This is a genomic window from Gordonia spumicola (assembly GCF_009932475.1).
GTDB lineage: Bacteria > Actinomycetota > Actinomycetes > Mycobacteriales > Mycobacteriaceae > Gordonia > Gordonia spumicola.
Window position 1 is genome coordinate 481,568 of sequence record NZ_BJOV01000002.1, and the last position, 13,880, is coordinate 495,447.

Here is a 13,880-nt window from a genome sequence, read left to right on the forward strand (position 1 = left end):
GCGTCTCCAGTTCTACTTGTCAGCGCTCAGGTCGGCGACGCGGCGCGCCAGATCCGCGGCCACCTTCGCGACGTGCGGCTCATCCACAATGCCCAGATGGTCGCCGCCGATGTGCAGGATCTCCAGATCCTCGACGACCTCACCCCACCGGCCGTCCTCGTCGATCTCCGCCCACTGCGGCTCCAACTCGATCGCGCCGTCGTGCATCTTGTCCGCGCGATACAGGACCACCTTGCCGTCGTACCGCGTCGGATCGATGTTGGTCAGCACCCGGTTGTCGATGAACGACGTCCGCTGATGCTCGATGATGCCGCCGGGGATCTTCTGATCCGACATCGACATCATCTCCATGATGATCGCGAACTGCTCGTTGTCGTCGGCCGCCATCAGACGATCCATCGGGATCGGGATGTTCTCGTCCAGACCGTACGTGCGGACCGCGAAGTCCTTCCACCTCTCCAGACGGGCCCGTTTGTTGGCTGGCGTGTCGGCGACGTCCTCGCGGGGCCGGACCACGTCGATGAGACCGACGAACGCGACCTCCTCGCCCTGCGACGCCAGCATCTGCGCGGCGCCGTAGGCGAGTGCACCGCCCAGCGACCAGCCGACCAGGACGTACGGTCCGTGCGGCTGCACCTCACGCAGCTTCGGCAGGTACTGGGTCACACGCTCTTCGATGGTGCCCTCGACACGGTCGAAGCCGACCACCGGCAGATCCTCGGGCAGACGCTTCACCAGCGCCTCGTACGCCGACGTGTTGCCGCCTGCCGGGTGGAACACCAGCATCGGGGTCGGGTCGCCCGCCTCACGCGAGAACGAATGCTGCGGCTTGCCGTCCTTCGTCGGGACTCGCAGGTAGCGGACGAAGCCGTCGATGTCCGCGGCGTCGTCCATCTGCTGGCGGACGTAGTCGGACAACTCCTCGATGCTCTCCGAGTCGAGGACGTCCTCGATGTCCACCTCGCCGCCGGTCCGCTCGTTCAAACGATCGGTCAGCTTCTGCGCGGTCTCCTCGTCGAGCACCGGCAACTTGTTGAAGATGCCGCCTGCCGACTTGCCGGTGACCACGGCGTACGCGCCGAACGTCAGACGCTCCGCCGCGTCGCGCGGAGGCACGTCCGTACCCGCCGCGTCGGCCACCGCCGCCTGGTCGTGGATGTCGGGCGCGGTCGCGTCCGCGTCTCGACTGCGCTCGACGACCGGGGAAGGCTCGACGACCGGCGAAGGCTCGACGACTGAAGTTGGCTCCACCGCCGGGGAGGGATTGGGCTGGGGGGCCTGAGCATCCTTCTCCAACTGCTCATCGATGTAGGCGTTCAGCGCGGCGGTGTCGAGCTCGCCGCCGTCGGTGGTGCGGGACGAGAGGTCGTCGAGCTGGTCGCGGTGCGTGACCGCGAAGGCGACGAACTTCTCGACGTCGGCCAGATTGGCCTGACGCATCGCCTGCAACTGCAACTGCGGGATGTCGAACTCGTACTCCACGCGGTTCTTGATGCGGACCGCCATGAGGGAGTCGAGGCCCAGTTCGATCAGCGGGATCTCGCGCGGCAGGTCCTCCGGGTCGTAGCCCATCGACTCGCCGACGATCACCGCGAGACGGTCGCCCACGGTCTCGCTCGAATCCGGATCCCACTTCGCACCCGCACCGATGTCGTCGACGATCTCGGGCTCCTCCACGACCTTGTCGTCGGCGAACACCGCGCTGGGATCCGGGGAACCGGCGGCCGGAGTCTCATCGGCGACAGCGGCACCGGTGACAGCGGCCGAGAACAGCAGGGTGTGACCTGCCGCGGCGTCGGCGTGCACGGTGATCGCACCGCCGCCGGGGTGAGCGGTCAACGTGGTGGTGACGGTGCCCGACGTCGGGATCGCGGCGAACGCCTGCGTGGCGCCGACCGCGGCGTCCGCGCCGAGGACCTGCTTGGCCGCGGCCAGGACCAGCTCACGAGGATCGGTGACGACCGCGGCGTTCACCTCCCACGCGTGGCGGCCGTCGGGCAGCCCGACGTGCGAACCCGGAACGGTGCCCGCTCCCGAACCGCCCGCGATGACGGCGTTGAGCCAGTACCGCTTGCGGTCGAAACGCGTGCGCGGGATGTCGGCGAACTTGACGCCCTGCCCGCTGCCGAACAACGACGCGACGTCGACCGGGTGACCGTGCACGTACAGCTTCATCAGTGCGTTGACGAGGCCGTGACTCTCGTCCTCCTTGCGGCGCAGCGTCTCGATCAGCTCCGCGTCGTGGACGCCCGCCCCGAACGTCGTCGCCGCCACCGAGATCAGGACCGCCGGGTTCGGCGACAGTTCGACGAACGTACGGTGCCCGTTCTCCACCGACTTCGCGATCGCCTGCGCGAACCACACGCTGTGGCGAAGCCCCTTGAGGAAGTACTCGATGGTGTGGACCGGCTCGTTTCCGGGGCGGTAGAATACCTCGCGGTCCACCGAGCTGTAGAAGCCCGTCTGCGGGCGCAGCGGCGTGATGCCGGTCAGCTCGTAGGCCAGTTCGCCGAGCAGCGGATCCATCTGGGACGTGTGGCTGGCGCCCTTCGTCTGCAGCTTCCGACCGAGCTTGCCGTCGGCCTCGGCGCGCGCGACGATCGCGTCCACCTGCGGGCCGGGGCCGCCGATCACGGTGTGGGTCGGCGCCGCGTAGACGCAGATCTCCAGGTCGGGGAAGTCGACGAGGACGTCGTTGATGTCGTCGGCGCTGTACTCGACTAGGGCCATGTAGCGGACGGCGTCGCCGGTCAGCATCGCCTCGCCCTCGCCCATCAGGCGCGACCGCTGGCAGATCACGCGGGTCGCGTCCTCCAGCGACAGGCCGCCGCTGATGTACGCGGCCGACGCCTCGCCCATCGAATGCGGCACGAGGACACCCGGCTCGGCGCCGTAGTGACGCATGGTGTCGGCGAGCGCCACCTGGATCGTGTAGATGCCGATCTGCGCCGTCTCGATCGCGTACGTCTGCTCGTCGTCGAGGAAGATCTCGACCATCGAGTAGCCGAGCTCGTTCTGGATCAGCGCGTCGACGCGATCCGCGTACTTCGCGAACACCGGGTTCTCGGTGTACAGCTGCTTCGCCATCTTGCGGTGCTGCGAGCCGAAGCCGGACAGCAGCCAGACGGCCGACGCCGCATCGGGCGAATCGCAGGTGTAGACGAACGGCAGCGCCTTGCCCTCGGCGACGGCGCGGACGCCCTTGATCGCGTCCTCGTGCGTACGGGCCATGACCACCGACCGGGTACGGCCGTGGTTGCGGTGCGCGAGAGCGCGTCCGATCTCGACGAGCGGCGTCGCGCCCGCATCCGCCTCCAGCCATTCCAGCAAGTCGGCGGCCGCTTTGCGACGACGAGACGCGAGGAAGCCCGAGATCACCAACGGGACGACCGCGCCAGGCACGGCCGCCGGAGCGAAACCGTCCGCCGGGTCGGCCTCGACGACGGGAGCCGCCTCCGGCTGTTTGCGGGCCTGCGCGGCCAGCACGGCACGCTCGGCCTCGGTCAGGAAGTCCTCGTCATCGTCGTAGTCGTCGACGACCGGGGCCGCCTCGACCGGCGCGGGCGCCGCGGCCTCGGAGACGAGGTCGGACGGCAGCACTTCGCGGACGACGACGTGCGCGTTGGTTCCGCCGAAGCCGAAGCCGGACACGCCGGAGATCGCGTGCCCCGAGTAGCGCGGCCACGGGGTCGTCTCGGTGATCACGCGCAGATTCGTCGCGTCGAACTGGATGTACGGGTTCGGACCCACGTAGTTCTTGGACGCCGGGAGGACGTCGTTCTGCAGCGACAGGACCACCTTGGCGAGGGCGCCCGCGCCCGCCGCCGACTCCATGTGACCGAAGTTGGTCTTCGCCGAACCGAGCAGCATCGGGGCCTGCGGGTCGCGCCCGCGTCCCACCACGCGGCCGAGCGCGTCGGCCTCGATCGGGTCGCCGAGCACGGTGCCGGTGCCGTGGGCCTCCACGTAGTCGACGGTGCGCGGATCGATCGCGGCGTCGGTGTACGCCGACCGCAGCACCTCCACCTGGGCTTCCGGGTTGGGCGCGAAGATGCCGTTGGAGCGGCCGTCGGAGTTGACGGCCGAGCCCGCGATCACCGCGAGCACGGTGTCGCCGTCGCGCCGCGCGTCGGACATGCGCTTGAGGACGAACACACCGCCGCCCTCGGAACGGATCATGCCGTCGGCGTCCGACGAGAACGCCTTGATCCGACCGTTGGGCGCCATCGCGCCGATCTGGTCGAAGCCGAGTGTCGCGGCGGGCGTGATGAGCATGTTGACGCCGCCCGCGATGACGACGTCGGAACTGCCGTCGCGCAGGCTGCGGACGCCCTCGTGCACCGCCACCAGCGACGACGAACAGGCGGTGTCGATCGCCAGGGACGGGCCGTGGAAGTCGAAGAAGTACGAGACGCGGTTCGCGATGATCGACGTGGCGGTACCGGTCAGCGCGTACGCCGCCGTCTCGCTCGCACCGTCGCCGAGGCCCATCGTCGCAAGGAGCTGGTAGTCGTTGGTCGACGTGCCGATGAACACGCCGACCTGGCCGCCGCGCAGGTCCGACGGCGGGATGTGCGCGTGCTCGAGCGCCTCCCACGTCAGTTCCAGCGTGAGACGCTGCTGCGGGTCGACCATCTCGACCTCGCGCGGACTCATCTGGAAGAAGTCGGCGTCGAAGCCCGTGACGTCGTCGAGGTACCCGCCCTGGACGTTGCCCTTCTCGATCGCCTCCGCGAGCCGGGGATCGGCCTTGAACTCGGTCCACCGGTCGTCGGGGAGGTCGGAGATGCCGTCGACCCCGTTGATCAGCGCGTCCCACGTCGACTCCGGGGTGGCGCCCGCGCCCGGGTAGCGGGTCGCGAGGCCGACGATCGCGATGTCGTCATCGCTGTCGCGTTCACGTTCCCAGAAGCGGTCGGCCTCCACGTCGAGTCCCTCGTCGGGATCGCCCTCGATGATCCGCTTGGAGAGCGACGCGATCGTCGGGTGCGTGTAGACGACGGTGGCGGTGAGGATGACGCCCGTGCGGTCCTCGACGTCGGCGGCCAGCGCCACCGCGTCTCGGGACGACAGTCCGAACTCCTCCATCGGACGGTCGACGGAGATGTTGTCGGCGGCCTGACCGGTGGCCTGCGCGACCCACGCGCGCAGCCAGTCCTGCAGCTCCTCGACGGTCATGTCGCCCGCCGTCTCACCTGCGGTGTCGTCGTGGTTCTCGGGCATCGTGTTGTCAGACATCGTTCACCAGCCTACTGATCGGTTCGATCGTTGGTAGCAAGCAAGCCCGGCACGCCTTCGCGCACCGGGCTCGCATGGAAGTGCTCTCTTATTCGCCTGCATCCGGGAACGCGGTCTGCTGGTATCCGCCGCGCAGGGTGCCGTCGATGTAGGCGGCCTTCGTCGCGCGGCGCGCGATCTTGCCGCTCGACGTGCGCGGGATGGAGCCCGCGGGCACCAGCAGCAGGTCGCGCACCATGACGCCGTGACGGCCCGCGATCGCGGCGCGCACCGTGTCGGCCACCTCCTGCGGGTCGGTACGACGGCCCGGGCCGCGCTCGGCGACCACGACGAGCTGCTCCGACGCGTCGTCGGCGTCGTACGTCAGGCCGCTGTGCCCCTGCTCGAACACCTCGGCAGGCAGCTGGTTGGCGGGGACCGCGAACGCGGCGACGAAGCCGGGGCGCAGCGCCGTGCTCGACTCCTGCGCGCTGAACTCGAGGTCCTGCGGGTAGTGATTGCGGCCGTCGACGATCACCAGGTCTTTGACGCGACCGGTGATGTACAGGTTGTCCTCGTACCAGACGCCGAAGTCGCCGGTGCGCATCCACTGCGCGTCGGCGGGAGCCCCCGCGGTGTGACTGCCGTCGGTGAGCGGAGCGTCGATCGTGTTGTGGAACGTCTCGCGGGTCTCGTCGGTCTTGTTCCAGTAGCCCTGGCCGATGTTGACGCCGTGCAGCCAGATCTCGCCGACAGTGCCGTCGGTCTGCTCGGCTCCGGTCTCCGGGTCGACGATCGCCGCCCACTGGCTCACCGCGACCTGGCCGCAGGCGACCTGCGCGACGGCGTCCTCGTGGTCGGGGTCGATCGCGACGAAGCGACCCTTGTTCAGCTCGTGGCGGTCGACGTAGCTGATCTTGGCCGCGTCCTCGCGCTGGGTGGCCGACACGAACAGGGTGGCCTCGGCCATGCCGTAGCAGGGCTTGATGGCCTTGGGCGAGAGCCCGTACGGTTCGAACGCGTCGTTGAACTTGCGCATCGAGCTGACCGTGACCGGCTCCGAGCCGTTGATCAGGCCGATGACGTTCGACAGGTCGAGTTCCTCGCCTGCCGCGGGCAGACCGCGGACCGCCGCGTGCTCGTACGCGAAGTTCGGGGCCGCCGCATAGGTCGGCGCGTGGTCGGTGACCGCGGCGAGTTCCTTGATCCAGCGGCCCGGACGACGGACGAACGCCTGCGGGCTCATGATCGTGACGTACTTGCCGCCGAGCGCGGGCAGGATCACCGTCAGCAGGCCCATGTCGTGGAACATCGGCAGCCAGGTGACGCCGCGCGAGTCGCGGTCGATGTTGATGCAATCGGCGATCTGCAGGCAGTTCGCGGCGACGGCGCGGTACGTGATCTCCACGCCCGCGGGCACACGGGTGGAACCCGACGTGTACTGCAGGTAGGCCACCGAGTCGATCTCGTGGTTCTCGCCGATCACCGGCGGCACCCACGACGAGCCGACCGAGTCTGGGACGGCGTCCACGGCGATCACGCGCGGGCGGTCCTTCGCGGGACGGTCGGAGAAGAAGTCGCGGACCGCTTCGGCCGACTTCGTCGACGTCAGGATGGCGGTCGGCTCGCAGTCGCCGAGGACCGCGTGGAGGCGGTCCGTGTGACCGGGCTCGTCGGGGCTGAACAGCGGCACCGCGACATTGGTCGCGTACAGGGCCGCGAAGAAGCCGATCACGTACTCGAGGGACTGCGGCGCGAGGATCGCGACGCGGTCGCCGGGCTTGGTCACCTGCTGCAGGCGTGCGGCCACGGCGCGCAGACGCTTGCCGAACTGCGCCCACGTGAGGTCGATCGCCTCGCCGTCGCGTTCACGGCTGTAGTCCATGAAGCGGTACGCCAGCGTGTCCGCGTGCAGGCGGACGTTCTGTTCGACGTAGTCGACGAGAGTCGCGTCCTCCGGGAAGCGGATCTCTCCGTTCTCGTCGAAGAAGTCCTCGAGTTCCGTGTTCAGCATCCAATAACTCCTGTGTCCGCGACATCAGTCCGCGGTCCGTGTGCCTTCGTCGCGTGCCCGGTCATGCGCAAACCGCATGATCCGTCCCCCAGCGCACGTGAAACCTTGATGATTCTACTCTCCCCGGAGAATCGGGATGACGGGTGCAAAAGCATCCATCTGGGTCGGGAAGATCCCGACATAGCTCATCGACGTGCGCTTTCGCACCTCGCGGATCTGGTCCGCGATCTCCTCGAACGTGCCGAAAGCGAGATACGGCGACGCCAGGATGTCGTCGACGGTGAGTTCGACGTCCATCGCGATGTTGGGCGGGTACCCGCTCTCGATCGCGCGCAGCGCCATCTCCGCCGTGGCCTCGCGGTCGTCGGTGATGACGATGGTCGCGATGGTCCAGTTCAGTTCGATCTGCTCGAAACGCTCGCCCGCCGCCTGACGGATGCGGTCGACGCGCTCAGCGGTCTTCTCGATCGTCATGTCGGACAGGCGCATCCGGCCGTCCTTCGTGGAGCCCGTCGCCACCGAGATGATGTCCGCGTGCTTGGCCGCGAGCGCCAGCATCTTGGGTCCGCCGCCGCCGACGGCGATGGGCGGACGCGGCCCCTGACGCGGGCGCGGGGTGCCCTGCAGTCCGTTGATCTGGTAGAACTCGCCGTCGTAGTCGACGGTCTCGCCGCGCATGAGACGGTCCAGGATCGTCAGTGCCTCGTCGAGCCTGCGGATCCGTTCACCCGGGGTTCCGAACTCGATTCCGGCCTTGTCGAACTCCTCTTTCATCCAGCCGGAGCCGATGCCGAGTTCGAGACGTCCCTTCGACAGGACGTCGATCGTCGTCGCCTCCTTCGCGAGGATGGCCGGGTGACGGAACCCGTTGGCGAGCACCGACGTCGCGAGACGAATGGTGTCGGTGGCCTGCGACAGGGCTCCGAGCGCGGCGAGCGGGCCGACCTGGTTGCCCAAGTGGTCCGGGATCGCGAAGGTGTCGTACCCGTACTCCTCGGCGGTCTGCGCCAGCTTCACGAATTTGCGGGCACCGCCCTCGTCCTTGTTGCCTTCGCCGCCTGCACCGAAACGGAACTTGCGAAGCCCGTCGGCGTTATGCGTCGACGAGTCGGGGGTGCTCACGTACGCGTCTCCTCACTCGGTCCGGCCGCCGGCGTGCGCCGAGGCCTCAACCTGAGCAGATTACCGCAGGCAGGGGGTCGAAACCCAAACTCGCGACTGTACTCGACACGTCCGACGCTGTGCTAGCGCGTTCCTCTGATCAGATCAGCCGACCAGTCGAGCATCCACTGGGTGGCCGTCTTCCCCTGGTAGGTCCAGTACTTCGGCGTCGCATACATCGCGTGGACGGGATTGTTCACGGCGTTAGCGAGGTCACCGATCGCCTTCAACGGATTCGTGACGGTCGGCGCATCGCAGATCAAGTCGCCCTTCGCACAGATCGAGTACGTCCGGTCGCGCAGCGTCCCGAATCCGCCCGATCGCGAGCCGGTCATCGTCGTCCCGGGGACGAGGCTGCCGAACCCGCCGAGCGACACTTCGGCTCCGACTCCCGCCGGGCTCGGCCCGACGTCGTTCTGCTGGCCCGACTGGCGTCGCCCGTCGGCGATCAGTCCGACGCCGATGACGAGGTCTTCGTCCTGCGCGGGCAGCGGGCCCCGGCCGTTGCCGATGTCGGACGCGATGTCGCCCGCGATGACGGCGCCCTGGGAGAAGCCCATGACGACGTACTTCGTGAGCGGGCAGTGCGCGTGCACGGCGGTGAGCTTCTCGACGGCGCGGCGTTTGCCCTGCGCGCGGGAGTCGTCGTAGGTGGCCTGCCGGTCGGCGAGGTTGGTCGGATTACGGAACCGCGCCTTGTACGGGAGCGTGTAGACGTCCGCCGTCGACGTCGGGAACTCGTCGCGCAGCTTGGAGCTGACCTTGAGCATCAACGACCGCGGATTGGCGGTCGGGTTGTACGGATCGTCGTTCGCCTTCGACTCCCATGTTCCGGGGATGACCAGAGCGAACACGTCCGAGCAGTCGGCGGGCTGCGTGCTCGGACGCTGCGTGGTCTTCGACGGCGGCAGCGACGTCGGCGAACCCGGCGGGGTCGGCGACGGTCTGAGCAGAACGAACACCAGAACCGCCACGAGGACGAGCGCGATCAGGCCGAGCAGGCCGACGAGGAGGGCGAACGTTCCGAGCTTCCGACGACGTGAGGTGCGGTTGCGGCTCACGCGATCAGCAGAGGTTCGCGTCGGCGGAGGCGATCACCTTGTCGGCCTTCACTGCGGCGTCGGCCTCGCTCTTCGCCATCGGTCCGATCGCGGCGCGCATGTACGCCTTGATCATCGTCGGGTCCGTCTTCTGGGACCGCTGCGAGCAGACGTAGGCGCCCATGGTGAGCGCGACGTTGTTGTCGGTGTCGCCCATGAACGAGACGTTCTGACGCTTGAGGTCGGCGAGGTACGCCTTCTCCTTGTCGGTCAGCGGGACGCCGCTCGGCGTCGGGATGCCGCCGGGGAAATTGCCCGGAACCTTCGTCGACGAGTCGGGGTTGGTCGCCGGGACGGAGACGCTCGCCTTGGACGCGCCGTCCTCGGCCTCCCTGGAGGCCTCGGCCTGGCCCGACGACGCGTCGGACGGGTCCATCGACGTGGTCGTCACGGCCTCGGTGCCGATCGGCGCACTGGCGGTCGTGGAGTCATTGCACGCGGCCAACGCAGTAGCCCCGATCAGCAGGACGCCGACGGTTGCCAGGACGCGGAAGAACTTCACACTCATGCTTGAGACTTTACCGGCCGTATTCATCGGTTCCGGTGACTCATCTCGTTCCCGCGCCGAAGCCACGGCGTCCTCTCAGGCATTGTTCAGACAACTCCCGTGCGGTGGTGGCCGACGTCACTCGACGCGCGCCCCGGTCTGCGGGGTCCAGGTGATCTTGCCGCGCTCGAAGGTGTTGAACTTGACGCCGTCGCGGCCCGTCAGCTCGTCGCTGGTCGGCAGTCCGAGGCGTTCCATGGCGGGCACGTAGGCTCCGCCGATCGCCCCGCCGACGACCTTCGGGCCCTTCGGTCCGGTGAAGATCCGGCCGTTCCGGAAGTCCTGCGCGCGGCCGCCCGGCACGGCGTACTCGGGAGTGAGGCAGCCGCCGAGTCCGTTGATCTGCGGAGCCTTCTTGAACGAATCGCCGACGGTGCACGCCACCTTGTCGCCGGAGAGTCCGAGTGCGCCGGCGACCTGCGGCCAGGCCTGCACCATCTCGAACTGCCAGTAGGGCCACGTGTGCGTTCCCGACGGGCGGTAGACGGCCTGCCCGTTGATGCCGAGCTTGTTCAAGCGAGACGCGAACTGCTGGCTGGTGACACGCGAGAGCACCTCGAGGCCGACACCCGAGTAGTTGGTGGCGAGCAGCGGGATGTCGGACGGCTTGTCGTGCGGGCCGACGACGCCGTTGCCCGACGAGATGTACAGGCTGGTGCCGCGGAGCTTGTCGGCGAGCACGTACGGATCGTGCTCCTTCCAGGCCGGGTCGCTCGGCGGACCGAACATCTTGGCCGCGTCGTAGCCGCCGCCGTCGCGGAGTGCGAACTGGATCGCCTCGGGCATGCCGTACGACGTCAGCTGCAGGATGCCGGAGAACGAGCCCGCGAACCGGTAGAAGCCGGGGTTGCGGGCGGCGAGCATCATCGCCGCGGTCCCGCCCATCGACAGCCCCTGGATCGCGCGGACGTCGGTCGACCGCCAATCCTTCTCCAGGACGGTCGGCAGCTCGTGGATGAGGAACGTCTCCCACTTGTAGTTCTTGCCGCGGTCGGGTTCCTTCCAGTCCGTGTAGAAGCTCGACTCGCCGCCGACCGGCAGGATCACGTTGACGTTCTTGTCGGCCATGAACTGCTCGACGTTGGTGTTGATGATCCAGCCGCTCTGATCGTCCTGCGCACGCAGGCCGTCGAGCATGGTCAGCTGCGGGAACTTCATGTCCGGTCGGGCGAACCAGTCGCGGGCCAGCAGGATCTGCACCTGGATGTCGGTGTTCATCGCGGGCGAGTGCACCCAGAGCGCGACGCGGTGCGACGAATACCAGGCGACCTTGGTGACAGTCGCGGGCGGTGCGGGAGCGGCGACGGGCGGCTTGGCTCCCGGCTTCTGCTCGGGCGACGGCGCGGGCTTCGGCTTCGGCTTGGTCTTCGTCGCGACCTCGGTGGTCGGGACGGTGTTCGGCTCGGCGTGGACGGGTGCGGCGGCGACTGCCATGCACGCGCTCGCCGCGACCGCGACCGCCGCGACCGCGCGGCGCGACGTCGTCGTCTTCCAGATCTTCACTTCGTGCTCCTCGAGGGGCCGGGTCATCTCTCCGCGTCGTGCTGTCGACACGGGTTCCTGAGCATTTTCTACACGTCTACTCGAGGCTTGTCTGTGCGCCACGCTGTGACACATGTTAATTGTGTGACTAATGTGTCTCGATTCCGGCGGTCCGCCCGCTTTCCGCCACACTCGCTCCTCTCCGCTGCACCCGCTCACTTCGCGGAGGGAGCGGGTGTAGCGGAGAGGAGCGGGTGTACAGCCTGTGGATAGCGCACGTGCACGCATCCGGTTTTCGGGTGTCTACTTCGTCCCATGTGGCCGATTGACGAGTACGGAATCGTTCGACGTGAGACGGCGCTGGATCACGGCATCACGGCCCGGCGGATCGACGACGCCGTCCGAACGAAGGAGTTGCTGATCCTCGCGCGCGGCCGGTATCTGCCGAACACTTCACTGGCCGAAGCCGACGACCCGCACGGCGAGCTCTACCGATACCGCAGCATCGCAGCCGGGCTCGGCCGTGGACGGCCCGTCCTCAGCCACGACTCCGCCGCCGTCCTCGGGTGGCGGCTCCTGTACCCGGATCGGCAACGGATCCACGTCACGAACGGCCGCGACGGCGGTGGATCAACGAGACCGAGGCGGGTTGTCCACGCGGGCCCGCTTTCCGCGGACGCCGTCGTCGAGATCGACGGAGTCCTGGTCACGAGCAAGGCCCGGACGGCCGTCGACGTCGCGCTCGGCACCGGCCGATTCCCGCAGGCCCTCACCGTGTTCGACGTCGCACTGGCCCACGGAGTCCCTCCTGAGGCAATGGAACGACTGCTCGTCGGCAACCGGCGAGGAGTGGCACTGGCCCGTCGGGCCCTGTCATTCGCGGACGGCCGATCCGAATCGCCCGGCGAATCGTGGAGTCGCGCCCAGATGATCGAGGAGGAACTCCCGCTGCCCGACCTCCAGGTGGAGCATCACCTCGCCTCCGGACGCGTCGCCCGGTGCGACTTCGGGATCGGCGACGTGTTCGTCGGAGAGTTCGACGGCCTGGTGAAGTACCGCCGCAGGATGCGCGGCGGCGACGACCCGGAAGACGTCGTCATCCAGGAGAAGATCCGCGAGGACGAACTCCGCGATCTCGGCCTCGACGTCGGACGGTGGATCTGGCACGACCTCCGAGCCGGGACCATGATCCCCAAACTGAAGGCTCGCTACGACCGACTCGGTATCCGCTACTGACCACTGCACTCGCTCCCTCCGCGAAGGGAGCGAGTGCAGCCAGAGGGAGCGGATGCAGCCGAGAGGAGCGGGTACAAGAACGCCCCCGCACCGAGAAGGTGCGGGGGCGCTTTGCGAGAGAGATCTAGCGGAAGAAGCCGCGGTTCAGTGCGTTCCACGCCATGTCCTGCCAGTAGCCCCACGCGTGGGTGCCGTTGGCGTAGTAGGTCATGGTCGGGACGCCCTGGATGTTCGCGCTGAGCTCGAAGGCCTTCGTCTGTGCGAATGCCAGGAGTTCGAGCGGGGTGCCCTTGACGAAGTCGTCGACGACGTTCTGCGGGTAGTTGTAGCGACCGAAGAGGCCGTTGCCCGAGCCGAGGAAGACCTTGAGACCGTGCATCTTGTTCACGATGCGAGCCGGATCGTTCTGGGCCCAGCGGGGGCTCCACGGCGGGCCCCACATGGCGTCGATGTTCCACGGGGCCGGTGCGACGTCGAGCATCGCCATGCGGAGTGCGGTGCGCATGCCGGGCGCGGTCAGGAAGTTGTAGCCCGACAGCGAGGCAGCCGCGTAGTACAGGTCACGACGCTGTGCGGCGCGGGTCAGAGCGGCGCCGCCGCCCATCGACAGGCCCATGATCGCGTACTTGCCGTTCTTGCCCTTGAAACCGCGCGAGCGCAGCGCCGGGACGAGGCGGTTGTCGAGAACGCACGCCCACATGTAGCGCTTCTTCTGACCGTTGAAGTTCGAGGGAGCATCCCAGTTGGTGTAGAAGCTGTTCGGTCCACCGATCGGCTCCACGACGTTGACGCCGCGGTTCACCATGTTCTGGATGTTGGTGTTGATCTCCCAACCGCTCTTGTCGTACTGCGCGCGCATGCCGTCGAGGGCGATGACCGTGCGCTGGTTTCCCGCCTTCTTCCAGGCGCGGACCTTGACCTTGCCCGGAGCCATCGACTTGTTGCCGAAGGCGCCATTGGTGGGCATGCCACAGGCGTCGATCCAGAACTCCTGGAAGCCGGGGGCGGCGTCGGCCTTGCCGGAACCGATCGAGGTACCCATCAGGCCCATTGCGGTGACGACCGCGAGGACGACTGCGGTCAGCTTTCGACCGTAGCGCCGCGTGCTCTTCGCTTCACGCAT

At 68.0% G+C, this 13,880-nt stretch carries 8 protein-coding genes; 1 reads left to right on the plus strand and 7 read right to left on the minus strand.

Going from position 1 to position 13,880, the window contains the following annotated elements; translation table 11 throughout:
* Nucleotides 1–12: 12 nt before the first annotated feature.
* The 6 genes from pks13 to GYB83_RS04395 form a co-directional block, all read right to left on the minus strand.
* Nucleotides 13–5,238 carry a polyketide synthase Pks13 gene (pks13, locus tag GYB83_RS04370; protein WP_161894323.1) on the minus strand — a complete coding sequence of 1,742 codons (5,226 nt, stop codon included), beginning with the start codon at nt 5,236–5,238 and terminating at the stop codon, nt 13–15.
* An 88-nt stretch (nt 5,239–5,326) separates the two neighbouring features.
* A complete protein-coding gene (fadD32, locus tag GYB83_RS04375) occupies nt 5,327–7,231 on the minus strand; it encodes a long-chain-fatty-acid--AMP ligase FadD32 (RefSeq protein ID WP_161894324.1) in 1,905 nt (634 codons plus the stop codon).
* A gap of 114 nt (nt 7,232–7,345) precedes the next feature.
* Nucleotides 7,346–8,353, minus strand: coding sequence for an LLM class F420-dependent oxidoreductase (locus GYB83_RS04380; RefSeq protein ID WP_161894325.1), 1,008 nt, complete (start codon nt 8,351–8,353; stop codon nt 7,346–7,348).
* Between the two features lie 122 nt (nt 8,354–8,475).
* On the minus strand, nt 8,476–9,453 hold the full coding sequence (locus tag GYB83_RS04385) for a cutinase family protein (protein WP_161894326.1): 978 nt from the start codon (nt 9,451–9,453) through the stop codon (nt 8,476–8,478).
* Between the two features lie 4 nt (nt 9,454–9,457).
* Nucleotides 9,458–10,000, minus strand: coding sequence for a hypothetical protein (locus GYB83_RS04390; RefSeq protein WP_161894327.1), 543 nt, complete (start codon nt 9,998–10,000; stop codon nt 9,458–9,460).
* Nucleotides 10,001–10,117: 117 nt separating this feature from the next.
* Nucleotides 10,118–11,542, minus strand: a complete 1,425-nt coding sequence (locus GYB83_RS04395) for an alpha/beta hydrolase-fold protein (protein WP_161894328.1) — start codon at nt 11,540–11,542, stop codon at nt 10,118–10,120.
* 294 nt (nt 11,543–11,836) lie between these two features.
* On the opposite strand from GYB83_RS04395, the gene GYB83_RS04400 reads away from it, so the two are divergent.
* The gene (locus tag GYB83_RS04400) at nt 11,837–12,757 is read left to right on the plus strand and encodes a hypothetical protein (RefSeq protein WP_161894329.1); all 921 of its coding nucleotides are present in this window, start codon (nt 11,837–11,839) and stop codon (nt 12,755–12,757) included.
* A gap of 124 nt (nt 12,758–12,881) precedes the next feature.
* Here the strand turns inward: GYB83_RS04400 and GYB83_RS04405 are convergent, their stop codons facing one another.
* Complete coding sequence (locus GYB83_RS04405; RefSeq protein WP_161894330.1) at nt 12,882–13,880, minus strand: alpha/beta hydrolase; 999 nt, start codon at nt 13,878–13,880, stop codon at nt 12,882–12,884.

Bases quoted from the DNA above. Each gene is read 5' to 3' on its own strand.
- pks13 (WP_161894323.1), bottom strand. From the start codon at position 5,238: ATGTCTGACAACACGATGCCCGAGAACCACGACGACACCGCAGGTGAG.
- GYB83_RS04390 (WP_161894327.1), bottom strand. From the start codon at position 10,000: ATGAGTGTGAAGTTCTTCCGCGTCCTGGCAACCGTCGGCGTCCTGCTG.
- GYB83_RS04400 (WP_161894329.1), top strand. From the start codon at position 11,837: ATGTGGCCGATTGACGAGTACGGAATCGTTCGACGTGAGACGGCGCTG.
- GYB83_RS04405 (WP_161894330.1), bottom strand. From the start codon at position 13,880: ATGCGTGAAGCGAAGAGCACGCGGCGCTACGGTCGAAAGCTGACCGCA.
- fadD32 (WP_161894324.1), bottom strand. From the start codon at position 7,231: ATGCTGAACACGGAACTCGAGGACTTCTTCGACGAGAACGGAGAGATC.